We start from the raw sequence: 16,102 nt of genomic DNA, 5'->3' as shown, positions 1-16,102 counted from the left end.
GCCGCCAGCCAGTGAAGTGGCCGCCGTACCGGTGAGCGCCCGCGGGATCGACCTCTGCGTCGATCCGCATCACCCGTGATCGATGCGGGCGTCGCCGGGCGTCTCGTCCGCCTGCCCGCGCCCCGCGGGGACCTCACCTTCACGAGCTCTGCCCGTGCGTCCTGGAACGCCACCGCGCCGGCCGTCCACCGGCACCGTGCTCCCAGGGCGCCGCACTCACACACCATGGAGTTCCCATGCCACACGGAGTTCCACTCCGTCCCATCCCCCGGCGGGCCAGGGCCGCGTCCGCGGTGACCGCGGTCGGGCTTGCCGCCGCGGTCGCGCTCGGGGCGTGTTCCGGCGGCGGGTCCGCGGGGACCGGCGGTGCCGCGGTGATCGTCGGCGGTGCCGAGAAGGCCGGGCCGGGGGTGCGCGGCACGGCGCTTGGCGCGCCGATCGATCTGCCCGACCTGCGCCTGACCGACACCACCGGCCATCCGTACGACCTGCGCGCCCACGCCCCGGGCCGGGTGACCCTGCTGTTCTTCGGCTACACCCACTGCCCGGACGTCTGCCCCACCACCATGGCGGATCTGGCGGCCGCCCTGACGCAGGTCTCGCCGGACGTCCGCCGACGTACGTCGGTGGTCTTCGTCACCTCGGATCCGCAGCGGGACACCCCACCGGTCATCCGGCACTGGCTCGACTCCTTCGACAGCGGGTTTGTCGGGCTCACCGGGCAGCTGGCCACCATCGACGCGGCCGCCCGTTCGGTCGGGGTGCCGCTGGAGCCACCGCGCCGCCAAGCCGACGGGAGCTGGATCGTCGACCACGGCGCCCAGGTTCTCGCCTTCGGTCCGGACCGGCGGGCGCGGGTCGTCTACACGGCGGGCACCCCGGTGGCCGACTACGCCCACGACCTGCCGCTGCTGGGGAGCGCCGCGTGAACGGCGGGGAGACGTCGAACCATCCGGCGCCGGATCCGCCGCCCGCCACTCCGGGCACTCCGGCCATCCAGCCCAGTCCGGCCATCCAGCCCAGTCCGGCCATCCAGCCCAGTCCGGCCATCCAGCCCACTCCGGCCAGGCAGCCTGATCCGGCCACGTCGGTCACTCCCGCCACGTCGGCCAGCCCGGTTACTCCGGCTGTGGATCGCCGACCCGGGCTGCACCGGCGTCGGGTGCTCGCCGGCGCCGGCCTGTTCGGCCTGGGCGCCAGCGCCGGCGCCGGCGCGACCCTGGGGACGCAGCGGCTGCTCCCCGAGCGGGCCGATCCCGTCGGGGCGGCCCGCCGGGCGGCGCTGGCCCCCGTGGCGGGCGACGGCGTCCATCAGCCGGGCATCGCCGAGCGCGCGCCCGCCCATCTGGTGTTCACCGCCTACGACCTGGCGGCGACCGAGCCGGCGGCAGCCCGAGCGGCGCTCGGCACGGTGCTGCGGGCGTGGTCGGACGGCGGCCGCACGCTGATGCGCGGCGCGTCTGGGAGCGGTGCGTCCCAGAGCGGCGCGGTCCAAAGCGGCGTGGTCCGGAGCGGTGGGGCGGGGGTGGGTCGGGAGGCGGCGGGGCTGGGGCCGGCGGGGCTGACGGTGACGGTGGGGATCGGGGCGGCGGCGCTGCGGCGGGCGGGCCTCGACGCGCGGGTCCCCGGGCCCCTCACGGACATCCCGGCGTTGCCCGGCGACCGGCTGGAGGCGGCCCGCGGCGGCGGGGACCTCGCCGTGCAGATCTGTGCCGAGGATCCGATGGTCGCCTTCGCCGCGGCGCGGCAGCTCGGCCGGCTCGCCGCCGACCTGGTCCGGCCCCGCTGGGTGCAGCGCGGCTTCCAGCGCACCGCGGCGGCCGCCGCCGACCCGACGGCCACCCCGCGCAACCTGATGGGGCAGCTTGACGGCACGAACAACCCGCGGCCGGGCTCGGCCCAGTTCGACCTCGCCGTGTGGGCTGCCGAGGGCCCGGCCTGGATGCGCGGCGGCACCTACCTGGTGTGCCGGCGGATCCGGATGCTGCTGGAGAGCTGGGAGCGGCTGACCGAGGACGCCCGCGGCGAGGTCGTCGGGCGCCGGATCGACGACGGGGCGCCGCTGTCCGCACCGCCCGCGGCGGCCGGGGGCGGTGCGGACACGGCTTCGGACTTCGCCGCCCGCGGCCCGGACGGCCGGCCCCTGATCGCCGAGAACGCCCACATCCGCCTGTCCAACCCGCAGTTTCACGGCGGCATCGCGATGTTCCGCCGCGGCTACTCCTACGACGACGGCCTCGACGCCGGCGGCGAGCCGGACGCCGGGCTGTTCTTCCTGGCGTTCCAGGCCGATCCGCGCACGGCGTTCGTGCCGGTGCAGCGCACCCTCGCGGCCTCCGACGCGCTGAACACGTTCATCCGGCACACGTCCAGCGCGCTGTTCGCCGTCCCGCCGGCGCCGCCGACCGGCGGCTACCTCGGCCAGAGCCTGTTCGAGGAGGCCTGACGCGGCTCGGTTCTCGGTGACGGCTTGGTGCTCGATGGCGGCTTGGTGCTCGGTGACGGACGGCTCAGTGCCCGGCGGCCAGAGAGGCGAGCGCCCGGGCGTACCGCTGTGCGCAGTACGGCGCGGGATGGACGAAGTCCACGATGCACCGGTGGCCGTCGAGTTCGGTGTTGAAGGCCATCGCCGGATGGATCGCCCGCGCCGCCCGCTCCGAGTAGCGCACCTGTACCGGGAACTCGTCGGCGAGCTCCCGGTACAGGTCGTTGAGCCGCGCGCTGCCCAGCATCCAGCCATGGAGGCGGGAGGCCGGCGTCGTCCAGTCGACCTGGCCGGACGTGCTGTTGAACGAGGACGGCACGGCGGCCGCCAGCACGATCCGGGTCACCCCGTGGCGCAGGTACCAGCGGATCTGCTCGGTCAGCTCGGTGCGGTAGGCGGCGACGAGCTGGGTGCCGACGAGGTTGCCGGGGTTGTTGCCGTTCCAGTTCAGCACCACGGTTCGCGGCCGGCCCGCCGCCGCCAGGTCATCGGAGATCAACGGCGAGGTGGCGTCGGCGTAGACGCTGGGGGCGAGTCCCGAGTAGCCGACGAGACGGACCGGGGCCGTGTCGGTGGACCTGGCGGCGACGGTGACCATGGAATCGCCGACCACCAGGGCGGATTGTGGGGGCCCGCCGCCGCCCGCCCGGCCGCCGCCGAGGATCACGGCTACCGCGAGCGCGGCCAGCACGGCGAGAGTCAGCCATGGCCTGGCCGCGCCTGGGGTGGCGCCAGGCGCCGCGGGCGAACTGGGCCGATGCGTCCCGGAATCCGGCTCCGCCCGCGGCGTCAACGGGCCGCCGTGCACGGATCGGCGTGGGGTCGGCGAGATCTCGGGACCTTCTTTCCGTCCGGGGCGCCGGTGGCCGTGGTCGGGAGGTTTTCAATCTCCGGATACCCGGGAGCGTCGCGATAAACCGGTTGACCGGGTACGCACCATCGCCCGCCGTCGCCCATTGGGAGAAGCGTGGTGAGCCTCCGGAAATCGTTGATAAATGCGCTCTCGGCCGGTCCGGCGGAACGGGGTCGTTCAGCCGAGGGAGTGGCTGCGCTGGGCATTCAGTGCTGCCACCGTCGGGACAAGATCGCCGATGGTGGTGAAGTCGGTCGCGAGGAACGTCGGGGTGAGCCCGGCCCGTTCACAGCGGCGCAGGTGGGCGAGCAGGGCGGGTTCCCGGTTGACCGCGTCGGCGTAGGTCCGGCCCGGATCGTCGCCCTCCACCCAGTGGTTGACGAGCAGCATCGGCGCGGTGCGCGAACCACGCCCGACGCGGCAGGTGAACCCCGCGGGGGAGGGCACGTCGAACGGCGTGTCCGCCCCATACCGGAAGAACCGCCGATACCAGCTCTTCGGGACGTCGGCGTTCTCCGCGAAGACCACCAGCCGGCGGTCGGTCGCCACCAGGTGCCCCAGCGTCGGCCAGCGCCCGTGCGGGTCCGCGGGCGGCGTCACGATCCGGTGCAGCAGCCCGACCCGGCGGAAGGCGGCGATCACCTCCCTGGGCGGCACCGAGTCCTGCAGGACGAACGTCACGACCTCGGACGGGTTGCGCGCCAGCCAGTCGTCGACCGAGCGCAGGGCCTCCTCGAAGTTCACCGAGCCGAGCTGGCACACGCTGTGGCACAGCCACAGGCCGGGCCGGGCGGAGCGGGCCCCCCGGGCCAGCGGCGCCAGCGCGTCGCGTTCCCGCGGGCGCAGGCCCGCCAGGAACGTCTCCACCTGCGTCGGCGTCGTCCAGTGCTGCACGTCGAGCAGCAGCGCCCGCACGCCGGTGTCGAGCTGGCCGACGAGGTCCGGATCCTGCGTCGCGCCGACGAAGTCGGCGGCGCTGGAGGCCATCGCGTTGTGGCTGGCGGCGTAGACCGCCTCGTCGTAGCGCAGCCCGCACAGGCTCCGGCTGCCGTTGCAGCTCGCCGCCTCCCCGCCGAACCGCGCCGGTGTCGCCAGCCACGAACAGCTCAGCAGCACCGCCGCGGACAGTGCCATGACCACCGAGCGGCGCCGGGTGAACGGCCGGCGCCGGCGCCGCACCAGCAGGCCGACGAGACCGAGCAGGCACCCCGCCAGCGTCACCCCCGCGGCGACCTGGCCCCACACGGTGCGGATCCGGCCGATCAGGTTTCCCTGCAGGTCGTGCAGCAGATCCCGCACCCGCATGGGCAGGGTCGGGTTGGCGCCGACCACGCCTGCCGTCGGGTCGCCGACCAGGGTGGGTAGCAGCAGTCCGAGCAGCAGTGCGGCGGCCCCGCCGGCCACCATCCCCCCGGCTACCAGCAGGATCGTGTCGCCGCGCCCGAAGCGGACGTGCCGCGCGGCGAGCATGGCCGCCAGCACGGCCACGGCCGCGAACAGCGCCCCCAGCGTGACCGTGCCGTACCGGCCCAGGTCGTGGAGCACGTGCAGCAGGCCCACACCGGCCGACTCGTGCGCGCGGGCCAGCGGGGTGCCCAGGTCGAGCTGGTCGCCGGCCAGCCGCTGGCGCAGGTCGGCCAGGGCCGCCTCGTCGCCCTGGAACAGCAGGGGCCCGACCACGGCGAGCGCGGCGGGCACCTTCCCCTGCCGCAGCAGCCCGATGACCTGGTCGTCGACCCGGGCCCGCTCGGCGTCGGGGAGCCGGGCCAGCAGCACCGAGCCGATCTGGTCGGCCTGCCCGCCGGTCAGGTCCATCGTCGGGATCCCGGCGGGCCGGCGTCCCTGCGCCATCTGGTCGAGGCCGCCGACCAGCACCTGCGTGACGGCGGCGACGTCGTGAGCCTGGAAGGTCGGTGTGCCCGACACCTGCCCGGCCAGGTAGATGGTGGCAAGCTTCGCGATGGCCGCGAACGTCGGGCGCAGGTCGACGCTGAGCGTCAGCGCCGGGCGCTGGCCGGCGAGATAGCCCGAGATCTGCGCGCTGAGGCTGTTCACGGCGCCGCGTACCGCCGGGGCCGGCGCGACCAGCCGCAGGTTGTCGACGACGACGTCCGGCGGGACGGGCAGCCCGGCGAGCAGGTCCCGGGTGACTCCGGCCAGGGCCGGGTCGGCCAGCACCTCGTCGTAGAGCCGACGGTAGAGGTCGGTCTCGTCGACGGCCTGCCGGTAGTAGCCGGCGCGCTGGACCGTCAGGTTCGTCGTCAGCGCCACGACCGCCACCGGCCAGCACAGCATCGCGCCGGTCAGCGCCAGGACGATCCACGTCCGCCCACGCCGCACGGCCGCGGCGGAGACGTCGAGGCGGCGCACCGTCGGGACATGCCCGGTCGGGATGGCCCCGATGCCGCCACGGCACCGGGGGTCACACTTCTCACCTCATCGATGGTCGACCGGCCACCCCCGGCCGGTTCACCAGCATCCACCCGGCCGGGCCACCCGTCGCCGCGGGGCCGCCGCGCGTCGCCGCGGGGCCGCGGCCCGCCGCCGGGCGGTGATCCCGGGTCTGGCGGCGGGGCCTGCGGTTCGGCGGTCGCCGGGGCTAGCGCTCGACCTGGGTCTTCAGGTCGTACAGGGCGGACTCGACCAGCTTGTCCTCCGCCTTGCGGCGCAGCAGGCCGGGGATCGGCACCTTCAGCTCGACCGTCAGGTCGTAGGTCACCTCGGTGCTGCCGTCGCCGAGGTCGGTCAGCGTGTAGCTGCCGTCCAGCGTGCGCACCCGGTCCGACTCGAGCATCGTCCAGGTGACGGAGTTCGGGCCGGCCCAGTCGTAGACGAGGGTGTAATCCTCCTTGCCGAAGGTCGTCTTCGCCTGGAAACGGGCCTTCGCCGGCCGGCCGGCCGGCGTGGTCTCGATGACCTCCGCGGACTTGATCGGCTCCGACCAGTCGGGGTAGCGGCTGATGTCGGCTATGACGGCCAGTACCGCCGCGGGCTGCGCCTTGATGACGATCGTGGACGAGACGTGATCGGCCATAATGGCAGGTCCTCCACATATTCCGGGTACGTACGGGATTCGCCGGCAACCTTTTGTGGCAGCACGGCCGATCTTTCCTGACGCGAAACGGAACGTATAAGAACCCGGCGTATTGGTAAACATAAAACACCCGAACGTGTGGAGTTACGGCGGGCCTCGAGTGTTCGACCGGTCACGCGCGTAAGGGCGGTTTTGGTGCGGCGGCCGCGAATAACCCGTCGCGGATATGCTCCCGCGGCCCGGCGAGATCGTTCCGCCGGGCCGCGGGCGATGGTTGAGGTCGTTTGCGGTCGGTTTGCGGTCGCTTTGAAGTCAGTTGTTACGTGGGGTCGTAGGCGAGGTTGGGGCGCAGCCAGCGTTCGACGTCGCCGACGCCGAGGCCGCGCCGGCGGGCGTAGTCGGTGACCTGGTCCCGGCCGATGCGTCCCACGGTGAAGTACTTCGACTCCGGATGGGCGAAGATGAGCCCGCTGACGGCCGACGCCGGGGTCATCGCGAACGACTCGGTCAGGCCCAGGCCGGCCTGGCCGGCGTCGAGCAGATCGAACAGCGCCTGCTTCTCGCTGTGGTCGGGGCTGGCCGGGTAGCCGAGCGCCGGGCGGATGCCGCGGAAGCGCTCCGCGTGCAGGTCCGCCAGGCTTGGCTCGGCGTCGGGCTCGAACCACTCGCGGCGCGCGGCCAGGTGGATGTACTCGGCGAACGCCTCCGCGAGCCGGTCCGCGAGGGCCTTCGCCATGATCGACCGGTAGTCGTCCTGGCGCGCCTCGAACTCGGCGGCGAGCGTGTCCGCGCCGTGGACGGCCACGGCGAAGCCGCCGAGGTGGTCGCCGGCGGGCGCGACGTAGTCGGCGAGGCTGCGGTTGGGCCGGCCGGCGGGCTTCGCCGTCTGCTGGCGCAGCATCGGCAGCCGCAGCCGCCCGTCGCGGGCGCCCGCCACCTCGCCGGCCTCGATCACCAGGTCGTCGCCGTCGGCGAAGGCGGGCCAGAAGCCGTAGACGCCCTTCGCCTGCAGGCTGCCTTCCTTGATGATCTGGTCGAGCAGCACGTTCGCCTCGTCGTACAGCTCGCGGGCGACCGGCTGGTCGAGGATCGCCGGGAACTTGCCCTTCAGCTCCCAGGCGAGGAAGAAGAACTGCCAGTCGATCATCTCGCGCAGCGCGGTGAGGTCCGGCGTGACGACCCGCAGCCCGGTGAAGGCGGGGACGGGCAGTTCGTCGAAGGACACCTGCTCGCGGTTGGCCCGCGCCTGCTCCAGGCCGAGCAGCGGCTGCGCCCGGCGGTTCTCGTGCTGCTCGCGCAGCTTGGCCTGCTCGGCCCGGTTGCGGGTGTCGAGCTGCTCGGCCCGCTCGGCGTCGAGCAGATCCGAGACCACCCCGACGACGCGGGAGGCGTCGAGCACGTGGACGGTGGTGGCCTCGTAGGCCGGGGCGATGCGCACCGCGGTGTGCTGGCGCGAGGTGGTGGCGCCGCCGATGAGCAGCGGCAGGGTCAGCCCACGGCGCTGCATCTCGGCGCCGACCGCGACCATCTCGTCCAGCGACGGTGTGATCAGCCCGGACAGGCCGACCGCGTCCGCGCCCTCGGCGACGGCGGTGTCGAGGATGACCTTGGCGGGGACCATGACACCGAGGTCGATCACCTCGTAGTTGTTGCAGCCGAGCACGACGCCGACGATGTTCTTGCCGATGTCGTGCACGTCGCCCTTGACGGTGGCGAGCACGACCTTGCCGTTGCCGCTGCGGGCCGCCGGGGCGTCGCCGGCGAGGGCGGCCTGCGCCTTCTCGGCCTCCATGAACGGCTCCAGGTAGGCCACCGAGCGCTTCATCACCCGCGCGCTCTTCACCACCTGCGGCAGGAACATCTTCCCCGAGCCGAACAGGTCGCCGACGATCTTCATGCCGTCCATCAGCGGACCCTCGATCACGTCGAGGGGTCGCGCGGCCTGTGCCCGCGCCTCCTCGGTGTCGGCCTCGATGAAGTCGACGATGCCGTGCACGAGCGCGTGGGAGAGCCGCTGCGCGACCGGCGCCTCGCGCCAGGACAGGTCGACGACCCGCTGCGTGCCCTTGCCGTTGACCGTCTCGGCGAAGGCGACGAGCCGGTCGGTGGCGTCCTCGCGCCGGTCGAACAGCACGTCCTCGACGAGTTCGAGCAGGTCGGCGGGAATGTCGGCGTAGACGGCGAGCTGGCCGGCGTTGACGATGCCCATGTCGAGCCCGGCGCGCACCGCGTGGAGCAGGAACGCCGAGTGCATCGCCTCGCGCACGACGTCGTTGCCGCGGAAGGAGAACGACAGGTTCGAGATACCGCCGCTGATCCGCACTCCCGGGCAGCGCTGCTTGATCAGCGGAAGTGCGTCGATGAACGCCTTGGCGTAGCCGTTGTGCTCGGCGATGCCGGTGGCCACGGCGAGCACGTTCGGGTCGAAGATGATGTCGGTGGCGGGGAAGCCGAGCTTGCCGGTGAGCAGGTCGTAGGCGCGCCCGCAGATCGCCACCTTGCGCTCGGTGGTGTCCGCCTGGCCCTTCTCGTCGAACGCCATGACGACGACTCCGGCGCCGAAGTCGCGGATGCGCCGGGCGTGGGAGAGGAAGACCTCCTCGCCCTCCTTGAGGCTGATCGAGTTGACCACGCCCTTGCCCTGCACGCAGCGCAGCCCGGCCTCCAGCACGCTCCACCGCGAACTGTCGATCATGATCGGCAGGCGGGCGGCCTCGGGCTCGGTGGCCAGCAGGTTCAGGAACGTCGTCATCGCCTGCTCGCTGTCGAGCAGGTCGGCGTCCATGTTGACGTCGAGCAGGTTTGCCCCGCCGCGCACCTGCTCCAGGGCGACGTCGACCGCGGCCTGGTAGTTGTCGGCCTCGATGAGGCGGCGGAAACGCGCCGAGCCGGTGACGTTGGTCCGTTCACCGATCATGACGAAGCCGGTGTCCTCGCCGATCTCGAACGGCTCCAGGCCGCTGAACCGGGTCCGCGGCGTGGGCGCCGGCACCTGCCGCGGCGCCGTCCCCTGCACGGCGGCGGCGATCTGGGCGATGTGCGCCGGCGTCGTCCCGCAGCAACCACCGACGATGTTGACCATCCCGGCGGCGGCGAACTCGCCGATCAGCCGGCCGGCCTCGGCCGGGGTCTGGTCGTAGCCGCCGAAGGCGTTGGGCAGCCCGGCATTCGGGTGGCAGGCGGTGTAGGTGCCGGCGATGCGGGACAGAGCCTCGACGTGGGGGCGCATCTCCTCGGCGCCCAGCGAGCAGTTCACGCCGACGACCAGCGGGTTCGCGTGGGCGATGGAGCTCCAGAACGCCTCGACCGTCTGCCCCGACAGGGTCCGCCCGGACAGGTCGACGATCGTCACCGAGATCCACAGCGGCAGGTGCGGCGCGACCTCGCGGGCCGCGGCGATCGCGGCCTTCGCGTTGAGCGTGTCGAAGATCGTCTCGATGAGCAGCAGGTCGACCCCGCCGTCGGCGAGAGCCTGGATCTGCTCGGCGTAGGCGGCGCGGACCTGGTCGAAGGTCACCGCCCGGTACGCCGGGTCCTCCACCCGCGGGGACAGTGACAGCGTGACGTTGAGCGGGCCGATGGAGCCGGCGACGAACCGCCCGCCCGCCTCGTCCGCGGCCTGCCGGGCCAACTGCGCGCCGCGCAGGTTCATCTCCCGCACCAGCGACTCCAGGCCGTAGTCGGCCTGGCCGATGCTCGTCGCGGTGAACGTGTTCGTGGTGGTGATGTCCGCGCCCGCGGCCAGGTACTGCCGGTGCACGTCGAGGATGACGTCCGGCCGGGTCAGGTTCAGCAGGTCCGGGTCGCCGGTCACGTCCTTGGGATGGTCACGCAGCGAGTCAAGCCGGTAGTCCGCCGGGGTGAGCCCGGCGTTCTGCAGCATCGTGCCCCAGGCGCCGTCCAGAACGACCACCCGCCGCGCGAGCAACTCCCGCAGCGCGGCCGCGCTGTCACGGGTACCGGGGCGACCCGCCACCTCACCGACGGAAGCGGTTCCAGCCATGAGACACCTCCCTGTCGTGGGAGGCGCCCTTGGTGACCGGTTCGGGTCGAGCGTGGCGGACCTGGGTCCGTTGCAGCGCCTCTCGACCTGACAACGACGATACCGTGCCCGCGTGATCGCTTGGCGACAGCTCGGGTAGTCGCAGGTCGGCGCGGGCTTCCCTGGCCGGCGCGGGGTTCCGCCGCCCGGCACGGCGTTCCCGGGCCACCACACGGGGTTTCCAGGACACCACACGAGGTTTCCTCCCCGGTGCGGTCAGCCGGCCCGGTGCCGCCCCGGTGGACGGACCCGGGCCGCCGACCGCGGACCTTGGCCCGTCAGGCTTCCTGGATCAGGCCGGTGACGTTGCCGTCGGCGTCCAGCACGGTCGCCGTCAGCTTGCCGCCGCCGACATCGCTGACCGGCTGCCCGGCCCGCGCCCCGGCGGCGACGAGCCGCGCCACCGTGTCGGCGATGTCGGGGACGTGCCAGTAGCCGACCGGGCCGGTCATACCCTTCTCGTGGCCGTGGGGGTCCAGACCCACCTCCACCGCGCCGGCCGCCGCGGCGCCGCCGCGGTCGGCCCCGGCGTCGCCCAGCCGGAACCCCACGTAGTACGGCTCGTCCAGGTAGGGCTCGACGCCCAGCAGCTCGCGCAGCAGCGCCGTCGCTGCCGCCGCGTCGCGGACGGGGTAGATGACGGTGCGCAGTCCCGGGGTTGTCATGACCAGCTCCTTCGGTTCACCGCGCGATGTGCGCGCGGTTCGGCTCGGTTCGTCGATGTCATGACGGCGGGCGGCCGGGAAAGGTAACGATGGACGACCAGGACCGGTGGGCCGAGCTGTTCGAGGGACATCGTCCGCGGCTGCGAGCGGTGGCGTACCGGATGCTCGGCTCGACCGGCGAGGCGGACGACGCCGTGCAGGAGACCTGGCTGCGGCTGGGCCGCGTCGACCCCGCCGGCCTCGCGAACCTGGGCGGTTGGCTGACCACCGTCGTCGCCCGGGTGTGCCTGGATCTGCTGCGCGCGCGGGCGGCCCGGCGCGAGGAGCCACTGGACGCGCACCTGGCCGGCGCGGTGGGCACAGCCGCGGCTGCGGGCGTGACGGCATCCAGCATGACGGCGTCCGGCAGGGCGGCGTCCGGCAGGGCGGCGTCCGGCGTGGCGGGGTTGGGCGTGGCGGGGTCGGGACTCGCGGCTGGGGGCGCTCGGGACGGTGGGCTCGCGCGGGCGGGGATGGGCGGCGACCCCGAGCAGGAGGCGCTCGACGCCGACGAGGTGGGCCTCGCGCTGCTCGTCGTGCTCGACACGCTGACGCCCGCCGAGCGGCTCGCCTTCGTCCTGCACGATCTGTTCGCCGTGCCGTTCGACGAGGTCGCGCCGATCGTCGGCCGGTCGACGAACGCGGCGAAGATGCTCGCCAGCCGGGCGCGCCGGCGGGTCCGGGAGGCCTCCGCGGCGGACACCGGGACGGACCCGCGCCGACGCCGGGAGATCGTCGGCGCCTTCCTCGCGGCCTCCCGCGACGGCGATTTCGCGGCCCTGTTGGCGATGCTGGACCCGGACGCCCTGCTGCGCGCCGACCGTGCCGCCGTGGCGATGGGCGCCGCCGAGCTGGTCCGCGGGGCCCGGAACGTGGCGCAGACCTTCGCCGGCCGGGCCCGGGCGGCCCGCGCCGCCCTGGTCGACGGCGTCGCGGCGGCCGTGTGGGCGGCGGGCGGGCGGCCCCGGGTGGTGTTCGCGTTCACGTTGGCGCACGACCGGATCGTCGGCATCGACCTGCTCGCCGACCCCGACCGCCTGCGTGATCTCGATGTGGTGTTTCTTGATGCGTGACGCTGGCGGAGGGGAGCGCGTGATGGGGTCTGGCATCGCGGGACGGGCGGGGTACTCCGGGACGCCGCTGGCCCGCAAGCTGGGGGTGAAGGCGGGCCACCGGCTCGTGCTCGTCGCCGCGCCGCCCGGGTGGGCGGTTCCGGAGCTGCCCGAGGGCGTCGAACCGGTGCACATCGCCGGTCTGCCCGCTGACGGCACCGACGACGGCGGGGGCTTGGCGGCGATTGACGTGTGCGTCGCGTTCTGCCGGAGGGAGGTCGACGTTCACGCGGCCGTGGCGGCGTTCGCCGAGGCGATCCGGCCCGCGGGTGCGCTGTGGATCGCCTGGCCCCGTCGGGCCGCCGGTCATCGCAGCGACGTCAGCGAGAACCTCATCCGCCAGGTCGTCCTGCCGCGTGGCCTGGTCGACACCAAGGTCGCCGCGCTCGACGAGGACTGGTCCGGGCTCAAGGTCGTCTGGCGCCGCGAGCGACGCTGACCGGTCGTGCCGGCACCGCCACACCCACCCCGCAGGTCAGCCCTCCCCGTCCGCGCGCACGCCCGCGAGGTGCGTCGCCGTGTTGAACTCGGCGAGCGTGAGCTGATCGCCGTCGCGGGTGAAACGGGTGATCCCGGCGTTGCGTATCCCGCCAGCCCCGGCGATCCGACCCAGCTCGTCGTAGGACAGCCCCTCGACGAGCTGGCGCAGCATGACCACGACGGCGTCGTGGGCGACGATGAGGACCCGCCGGTCGGCGTGGTCGCGGTGCAGATCGGTCAGCAGCGAGCCCAGCCGGCGGGCGATGTCGGGGAAGTTCTCCCCGCCCGGCGGGCGGTAGTCCCACTGGCCGGCGGCGCGGCGGCGCTCGGCCTCGGCGGGGAAACGAGTCTCGATCGCCGCCATGGTCATCAGCTCGAACCGGCCCATCAGCCGGTCGACCAGCCGGTCGTCGATCACCGGCTCGGGCAGCGCCAGGCCCCCGCGGGCCGCCGCCTCGGCGGCGATCCCGTAGGTGCGGCGGGCCCGCAGGTAGGGGGAGCAGACGACGATCTCGGGCGGCCGGATGATCGGCGGGTCGGCGGCCAGCGCCCGGCCGAGCGCGGCGGCCTGCGCGCGTCCCAGCGCCGTCAGCTCGACGTCGGCGTCCCGGCCCGAGACGCCCGCGTCGAGCCGCCCCGCCGCCCGCGCCGCCGGGAAGGCGACGTTCGCGACGCTCTGCCCGTGCCGGACCGCCGTCAGTTCGGCGACCAGACCCCCCACGCCCACCCCCGCCTCGTCGCCGCCGCGACCGCCGACGACCGACCCGTGGACGCGCCGGCTCCCCGCCGCGGCCGGCGGAACCTCGACGACGACCATCCCATAACCCCGCCTCGCCGCGTCCGGCCTCCCCGTCCACTGTCCCTCGCCTTTCAACTGTCCCTCGCCTTTCAGCGGAACGAACCGGACACGGAACCTGGCCCGGACACGAAACCCTGGCAAGGAAGGAAGGTGAGGAGGAAGCGCGCGTCGCGGCTGCGGAGCGCGGGCGTCAACGGGGGCCAGCCGGGCAGGGCCGGCCGGGGCGGGATCAGGCGGCCGGGGCGGGATCAGGCGGTGGGGGCGGCCGGCGGGCGGAAGGCGTCGAGGATGAGGCGGGTGAACCGCAGCCGGCTGTCGATGTCCTGCTGACCGGTCTCGACCAGGCGCTGGGCGCAGCCGCTCATCATCGTGCGCAGGTCGGCGGGGGTGACGTCGAGGCGGACCGCGCCGGCCCGCTGCGCACGGACGACCACCTGGTCGACGAGGGTCGTGATGCGATCGATCTGGATCTCCGCGCTGGCCAGGGTCCGTAACCGCATCACGTCCTGGACCAGCCTGTTCGCGACGAGCCGGTCGAACCAGCTCGTGATCAGCGTCTCGAAGCCGGTCGCCGGGTCGGGGTCGTGCAGCGCGGTCGTGGCGATCGTGTCGAACCACTGGAGCTGGCGTTCGACGACGGCGGTCAGCAGCTCGTCGCGGCTGGGAAAGTTACGATAGACGGTCGCCTTGCCGACACCGGCTCGGGCGGCCACGTCCGGCACGGTCGCCGACAGCCCGAGCTCCGAGAACACCTCGACCGCGGCCCGGACAACCCGCTCATGGTTACGCCGCGCGTCCGACCTGCGCATCTCGGACGTCGTCACGGGACCATTTGAGCACACCACCTTGCAGCGGGCCCGGCCGCGGGAAGCGGTCGGGCCCGGACGGGCAGCTGCGAAAGGCGCGTGCTCGGGCGCCGGTGGAAGGCGGATCAACCGACGGTCTGGCGTCAGCCGACGGTGCGGTGTCAGCCGACGGTGCGAGGCGGATCGGCCGACGGCGCGGAGTCGACCGACGGTGTGGACGCGGTCAGCCGCCGGAGGCGGCGGGTGTGCCGGCGTTTGCGTGGGTCGCGTCGACGGTCGCGCCGCTCTGGGTCGGGATCGTCGCGACCTGCGGGGTGGCCGCGATGGTGGCGGTGGCCGGCGCCTCGTGCCGGCGGTGACGCAGGCCGGGGAGGGTGAGCGCGGCGAGGCCGGCGACGAGGGCGACGAGCGCCGAGACCGCGAACGCCGTCTGGTAGGCGTCGGCGGTCGGCAGCCCGGTGGCGTCGGCCTGGGAGACGAGGATGCTGGCGCAGATCTGCGAGCCCAGCGACGCGCCCACGGAGCGCAGCAGGGTGTTCACCCCGGTGGCCTCGCCGGTCTTCTCGGCGGGGACGGCGTCGACGATGAGGTTCGGGATGGCCGCGAACACCATCCCGATCCCGCCGAACAGGACTATGCACTCCACGATCAGCGTGCCCTCGGAACCGGGGACGCCGGCGAGCAGGACCAGGCCGACCGTGGCCAGCAGGCTGCCGGTGAACAGCGCCGCCCGGCCACCGAAGCGCTGGCTGATGACCGTGGCCAGCGGGCCGGTGACCAGCATCATCAGGGCGCCGGGCACCATCAGCAGGCCGGCGGTCGTGGCGCTCGCGCCGAAGCCGTAGCCGCTGGCCTTCGGGGTCTGGGCCAGTTGGGGGATGAGCAGGAAGGCGCCGAACATCCCGAACCCGACCAGCAGGGTCGAGATGTTGGTGGTGAGCACCGAGCGCCGGGCGAGGATGGCCACGTCGATGAGCGGCTCGGCCTGGCGCCGCTCGAAGGCGAGCAGCCCGGCGAGCACGACGACGCCGCCGATGATCATGCCGAGGGTCGTCGGGCTTGTCCAGCCCCAGCTCTTGCCCTGGCTGATGGCCAGCAGCGGCAGCGCGAGGCCGACGCCGAGCAGCAGAGTGCCGACCACGTCGATGCGGCCGGGGACGCGGGTGGGCGACTCGGGGATCAGGAGCTGGGAACCGACGGCGGCCAGGGCGGCCATCGCCGCGCCGCTCCAGAAGATCCAGTGGTAGGTGGCGTGGTCGACGAACAGCCCGCCGAGGACGAGGCCGAGCCCGCCGCCGAGCCCGGTGACCGCGGAGATCAGCCCGATCGACACCGAGCGCTTCTCCACCGGGAACTCGTCGCGGATGATGCCGAAGCACAGCGGGAAGATGCCGCCGCCGGCGCCCTGCAGAATCCGTCCGACGATCACCAGCGGGAGCTGGGTCGCCATAGCCGCGATGACCCCGCCGAGCGCGAAGATCGCCAGGGACGCCACCAGCATCCGCCGTTTGCCGAACATGTCGCCGAGCCGGCCGATGATCGGCGTCAGCACGGCCGCGGCCACCAGGTAGCCGCTCATCGTCCAGGTGACGCTGCTGACGGACGAGTCGAGCTCGCGGGCCATGTCCGGGATCGCCGGGGCCACGGTCGTCTGCGCCAGGGCGAACGACATCGCGGCCAGCAGGAGGACGGTCAGGGTGCGCCCGGGCTTCGGGCGCGGTTCAACCACGCTCATGGTGCTCCTTGGGTGCTCCGCCTGCGGGTCCGGTGCGTCGACGTCACCGGCG

The 16,102-nt window shown here is 73.6% G+C and carries 12 protein-coding genes and 1 riboswitch; of the genes, 4 read left to right on the top strand and 8 right to left on the bottom strand.

Features of this window, described 5'->3' with window-relative positions:
- Window positions 1–236: 236 nt before the first annotated feature.
- Both AC5R91_RS19265 and AC5R91_RS19260 read left to right on the top strand, forming a co-directional pair.
- Window positions 237–929 carry an SCO family protein gene (locus tag AC5R91_RS19265; protein ID WP_495392731.1) on the top strand — a complete coding sequence of 231 codons (693 nt, stop codon included), beginning with the start codon at window positions 237–239 and terminating at the stop codon, window positions 927–929.
- Window positions 930–1,129: 200 nt separating this feature from the next.
- Window positions 1,130–2,446, top strand: coding sequence for a Dyp-type peroxidase (locus AC5R91_RS19260; RefSeq protein WP_495392730.1), 1,317 nt, complete (start codon window positions 1,130–1,132; stop codon window positions 2,444–2,446).
- 64 nt (window positions 2,447–2,510) lie between these two features.
- On the opposite strand, the gene AC5R91_RS19255 is transcribed toward AC5R91_RS19260, so the two are convergent.
- From AC5R91_RS19255 to AC5R91_RS19235, 5 genes are all read right to left on the bottom strand, one after another.
- Window positions 2,511–3,176 carry a hypothetical protein gene (locus tag AC5R91_RS19255; RefSeq protein ID WP_495392729.1) on the bottom strand — a complete coding sequence of 222 codons (666 nt, stop codon included), beginning with the start codon at window positions 3,174–3,176 and terminating at the stop codon, window positions 2,511–2,513.
- A 339-nt stretch (window positions 3,177–3,515) separates the two neighbouring features.
- Window positions 3,516–5,708, bottom strand: a complete 2,193-nt coding sequence (locus AC5R91_RS19250; RefSeq protein ID WP_495392728.1) for a PI-PLC domain-containing protein — start codon at window positions 5,706–5,708, stop codon at window positions 3,516–3,518.
- 229 nt (window positions 5,709–5,937) lie between these two features.
- A complete protein-coding gene (locus tag AC5R91_RS19245) occupies window positions 5,938–6,372 on the bottom strand; it encodes an SRPBCC family protein (RefSeq protein WP_495392727.1) in 435 nt (144 codons plus the stop codon).
- 319 nt (window positions 6,373–6,691) lie between these two features.
- On the bottom strand, window positions 6,692–10,375 hold the full coding sequence (gene metH, locus AC5R91_RS19240; protein ID WP_495392726.1) for a methionine synthase: 3,684 nt from the start codon (window positions 10,373–10,375) through the stop codon (window positions 6,692–6,694).
- 14 nt (window positions 10,376–10,389) lie between these two features.
- Window positions 10,390–10,465: riboswitch (S-adenosyl-L-homocysteine riboswitch) on the bottom strand.
- A 227-nt stretch (window positions 10,466–10,692) separates the two neighbouring features.
- The gene (locus AC5R91_RS19235; RefSeq protein ID WP_495392725.1) at window positions 10,693–11,079 is read right to left on the bottom strand and encodes a VOC family protein; all 387 of its coding nucleotides are present in this window, start codon (window positions 11,077–11,079) and stop codon (window positions 10,693–10,695) included.
- 89 nt (window positions 11,080–11,168) lie between these two features.
- Between AC5R91_RS19235 and AC5R91_RS19230 the strand changes: the two genes are divergently transcribed.
- The gene (locus tag AC5R91_RS19230; protein ID WP_495392724.1) at window positions 11,169–12,191 is read left to right on the top strand and encodes a sigma-70 family RNA polymerase sigma factor; all 1,023 of its coding nucleotides are present in this window, start codon (window positions 11,169–11,171) and stop codon (window positions 12,189–12,191) included.
- A 22-nt stretch (window positions 12,192–12,213) separates the two neighbouring features.
- Window positions 12,214–12,669, top strand: coding sequence for a DUF3052 domain-containing protein (locus AC5R91_RS19225; RefSeq protein WP_495392723.1), 456 nt, complete (start codon window positions 12,214–12,216; stop codon window positions 12,667–12,669).
- Window positions 12,670–12,705: 36 nt separating this feature from the next.
- Here AC5R91_RS19225 and AC5R91_RS19220 read toward each other — a convergent pair whose 3' ends face one another.
- From AC5R91_RS19220 to AC5R91_RS19210, 3 genes are all read right to left on the bottom strand, one after another.
- Window positions 12,706–13,527, bottom strand: coding sequence for a histidine phosphatase family protein (locus AC5R91_RS19220; RefSeq protein ID WP_495392722.1), 822 nt, complete (start codon window positions 13,525–13,527; stop codon window positions 12,706–12,708).
- Window positions 13,528–13,757: 230 nt separating this feature from the next.
- Complete coding sequence (locus tag AC5R91_RS19215) at window positions 13,758–14,318, bottom strand: TetR/AcrR family transcriptional regulator (RefSeq protein ID WP_495392721.1); 561 nt, start codon at window positions 14,316–14,318, stop codon at window positions 13,758–13,760.
- Between the two features lie 220 nt (window positions 14,319–14,538).
- Window positions 14,539–16,050, bottom strand: coding sequence for an MFS transporter (locus AC5R91_RS19210; RefSeq protein WP_495392720.1), 1,512 nt, complete (start codon window positions 16,048–16,050; stop codon window positions 14,539–14,541).
- Window positions 16,051–16,102 lie beyond the last annotated feature (52 nt).

Source organism: Frankia sp. BMG5.60 (genome assembly GCF_059428125.1).
The sequence above is the reverse complement of the archived record's forward strand: the minus strand, read 5'-3'. Positions and strand labels throughout refer to the sequence as shown.

Excerpts from the sequence above, each read along its gene's own strand:
- AC5R91_RS19210 (WP_495392720.1), bottom strand. The coding sequence starts at position 16,050 with ATGAGCGTGGTTGAACCGCGCCCGAAGCCCGGGCGCACCCTGACCGTC.
- metH (WP_495392726.1), bottom strand. The coding sequence starts at position 10,375 with ATGGCTGGAACCGCTTCCGTCGGTGAGGTGGCGGGTCGCCCCGGTACC.
- AC5R91_RS19245 (WP_495392727.1), bottom strand. The coding sequence starts at position 6,372 with ATGGCCGATCACGTCTCGTCCACGATCGTCATCAAGGCGCAGCCCGCG.
- AC5R91_RS19265 (WP_495392731.1), top strand. The coding sequence starts at position 237 with ATGCCACACGGAGTTCCACTCCGTCCCATCCCCCGGCGGGCCAGGGCC.
- AC5R91_RS19220 (WP_495392722.1), bottom strand. The coding sequence starts at position 13,527 with ATGGTCGTCGTCGAGGTTCCGCCGGCCGCGGCGGGGAGCCGGCGCGTC.
- AC5R91_RS19235 (WP_495392725.1), bottom strand. The coding sequence starts at position 11,079 with ATGACAACCCCGGGACTGCGCACCGTCATCTACCCCGTCCGCGACGCG.
- AC5R91_RS19225 (WP_495392723.1), top strand. The coding sequence starts at position 12,214 with ATGGGGTCTGGCATCGCGGGACGGGCGGGGTACTCCGGGACGCCGCTG.
- AC5R91_RS19215 (WP_495392721.1), bottom strand. The coding sequence starts at position 14,318 with ATGCGCAGGTCGGACGCGCGGCGTAACCATGAGCGGGTTGTCCGGGCC.
- AC5R91_RS19230 (WP_495392724.1), top strand. The coding sequence starts at position 11,169 with ATGGACGACCAGGACCGGTGGGCCGAGCTGTTCGAGGGACATCGTCCG.